A 2,553-nucleotide genomic window follows, 5' to 3' on the forward strand; every position below is an offset into this window, starting at 1 on the left:
GGAGCTAACCGACAAGGGTTCCCTCTACTTCCTTGGCTCCAATGTCATGTTCAGGAAGTGCACCCTCGTCCTGAAGGTCTCCGGCAGGAACCTGATCTTCGACCAGGGAACTCGGTTCATCGACTGCACCTTCGAGGTGAAACAGGAGTTGAAGAACCACCAGGATTGGGTGTTCGCCTCCCTCAAGGGCTGTCGGTTCAAGGGGCGGCTGTCGGGCTGCGACTTCGGGCACTGGCCCAGCTACTCGGAGAGGGCGGGGCACGGGTCCATCGAGGACTGCGACTTCACCGAGGCCCGCATGGACGGCTGCCGCATCATGGGCTCTGACCCTGCCACCATTCGCTTTCCCAAGTGGCCCTGCTTCACCATCTTGGACCCCATTGGGCGTGCCTCCGAGCTGCGCGGCGTCAAGTGGCCGGGCCTCTTTGGACGTGTCACCGTGGACGAGCTTCACACCCAACCGGCCCCTACCCAATCGTTGACCTATCACGCCCCCTCGATAGCCAAACGGATGGAGACCACAGAGGAAGAACTCAGGGCCGTCATCGAGAAGTTCGACTGCATCCTCTACTGACGGGCCTTGCGCGAGGCGCGGAGGATCTTGATCGCCGGGGTGAGCTTCTGCCCCTCCGCGGGCGCCCGCTGGATGGCGCGGACCACGTCCATGCCCTTCACCACCCTGCCGAAGGCGCCGAAGCCCTGGCCGTCCGGGTTGCGCTTGCCGCCGAAGTCCAGCTCCGGCTGGTCACCCATGCAGATGAAGAAGTCCGACCGGGCACTGTCGGGCGTGTCTCGCGCCATCGAGATGGTGCCGTCCTTGTGCTTGAGCCCCGTGGCGTTGGTGCGCTCGAGGGGAATGGGCGGGAGCGCCTCGGACTCGCGGGCCGGGTTGATGCCTCCCTGGATGACCTCGATCTTCACCGTGTTGTTCGGCTGGTTGTCGGGCTTGCGCTTCACCGTGCGGTGGAACACCCCGTTCTCGAAGAGGCCAGCGTCCACGTAGGCGAGGAAGTTGCGCACCGTCTTCGGCGCACGGGCCTCGTCGAGTTCCAGCTCGATCTCTCCCTTGTCCGTCTGGAGCACCACCCGCACCGGCTTGGGCGACTCCGGTTTGGCGGCGGGAGCGAGGAACAGCAGCACGGCGAGGCAGGCGGATTGAATCGCGGTCATGAGCCCGAATCCTGGTCCCCCGCCCTCCAGGGTGCCAATCCCGCCCCATGGAGGGGGGCATGGTCAGAAGTATTCCAGAGAGGATAGAGTCTTCCACCTGGACTGAATATGGGAGACGGCATCGGATGATCGGGAGTGAGACCTCGACGTGGGGAGAATCCGGGCTCGGAACCGAGCAGGAGTTGCAGCGGCGACTGTCGCTGGCCACCCCCGCGGACACGGTACGCGGGTTGTCCTTCCACACCTCCCTGGACGCGGTGCGCGCGGACCTGGGAGAGGCCGCCGCCGCACACTGCCTCGCCCAGGTGCCGGAGAAGAGCTTCCGGAGCTTCTTCCACTACCCCATCAGTGACTACCTGCGGGTGCTGTACACCTCGGCGTGGATGCTGAGCGATCGCCATGGCGGCTTCGACAACGCCATCCGGCGCATCGCGGGAGGGATGGCCCCCGGGTTCCTCGCCTCCACGGTGGGCAAGGCCTTCCTGCTGCTGAGCAAGGAGGGGCCCAAGCACCTCATCAACAACATGCCGGTGGCCTTCCGGGCGGCGGCCAGCTTCGGCGAGGTCTCCCTCCATTGGGTGGGGCCGAGGCACGGCCTGCTCCACATCCGGAGGGACTTCCTGCTCTACATGAATCACGAGGGCGGGCTGCTGGGCCTCTTCCGAGCGCTGGAACTCCCCGGCACGCGGATATACGGCCGTCAGGTGGGCCCGCTGGACAACGAGATCGAGTTCTCCTGGGGGGATTGAGGCACGCCCCCCGAGCACCCTCGCGCTGGCCTACAGCTCGGCCATGGGCTCGATGACGTAGCTCTGCTCGCGGCGCGGCTGCAGCTCGTAGGACTGGGCGTCCCTCCGGGCGGCGCGCTCGTTGCCGTGCACGGCCACCTGGTAGCGGTTGCCGTGCGCGTCCTGGCGGATGACGGCCCAGCCCTGGCGGGAACGCACCCTCCGGGGAGGGGTGCCCCGGGCCTCGACGTCATACGACTGCTTGTGGGCGCGCGCCTCCAGTTGCTCCGCCAGGCACCGGGCATGCTCCTGGACGGGCAGCACGCAGATGTCATGGCGGTGGCCGTGCTCGTCCTGGCGGACGACGCCCCAGCCATCCAGCGACAGGAACTCCTCCGCGTCACGCCGCCAGAGCACATGGTGGGTGTTCAGGTGCATGTGGGCGAGCGCGTGCTCCACCTCCAGGGAGTCCAGCCACACCGAGGCCGCCTGCGACTGGCGCGAGTAGTCGACGACCAGCTCCAGATCGCAGTCGCAGCGGAAGCTCCACCGCTCCACGCGTCCCGCGCCGCCGGGCTCCGACTCCAGCGAGTGCGGAGAACCGAGGCACTGCTCGAGCTCGGTCCGAGACACCTTCAGCGTGAAGGACGGGCGC

Annotated in this window: 4 protein-coding genes; 2 read left to right on the forward strand and 2 right to left on the reverse strand. The window is 66.9% G+C overall.

The genetic code is table 11. The features are described from left to right. The coding region (locus VF794_RS20060; RefSeq protein WP_331112779.1) for a hypothetical protein at window positions 1-574 on the forward strand (574 nt) is incomplete at its 5' end. On the opposite strand, the gene VF794_RS20065 is transcribed toward VF794_RS20060, so the two are convergent. Then, complete coding sequence (locus tag VF794_RS20065; RefSeq protein ID WP_331112781.1) at window positions 568-1,170, reverse strand: peptidylprolyl isomerase; 603 nt, start codon at window positions 1,168-1,170, stop codon at window positions 568-570. The genes VF794_RS20060 and VF794_RS20065 overlap by 7 nt on opposite strands. A 125-nt stretch (window positions 1,171-1,295) precedes the next feature. Between VF794_RS20065 and VF794_RS20070 the strand changes: the two genes are divergently transcribed. Further along, window positions 1,296-1,919: a TIGR02265 family protein gene (locus tag VF794_RS20070; protein ID WP_331112783.1), complete on the forward strand. Its 624-nt coding sequence runs from the start codon at window positions 1,296-1,298 to the stop codon at window positions 1,917-1,919. A gap of 30 nt (window positions 1,920-1,949) precedes the next feature. Here the strand turns inward: VF794_RS20070 and VF794_RS20075 are convergent. Further along, window positions 1,950-2,553: hypothetical protein (locus tag VF794_RS20075; RefSeq protein ID WP_331112785.1), on the reverse strand; the 604-nt coding region annotated here is incomplete at its 5' end.

This window comes from Archangium sp. (assembly GCF_036389735.1).
Classification (GTDB): domain Bacteria; phylum Myxococcota; class Myxococcia; order Myxococcales; family Myxococcaceae; genus Archangium.

What these genes read in the sequence shown, in the direction of transcription:
- VF794_RS20065 (WP_331112781.1), bottom strand. Translation starts at nt 1,170, where the DNA reads ATGACCGCGATTCAATCCGCCTGCCTCGCCGTGCTGCTGTTCCTCGCT.
- VF794_RS20070 (WP_331112783.1), top strand. Translation starts at nt 1,296, where the DNA reads ATGATCGGGAGTGAGACCTCGACGTGGGGAGAATCCGGGCTCGGAACC.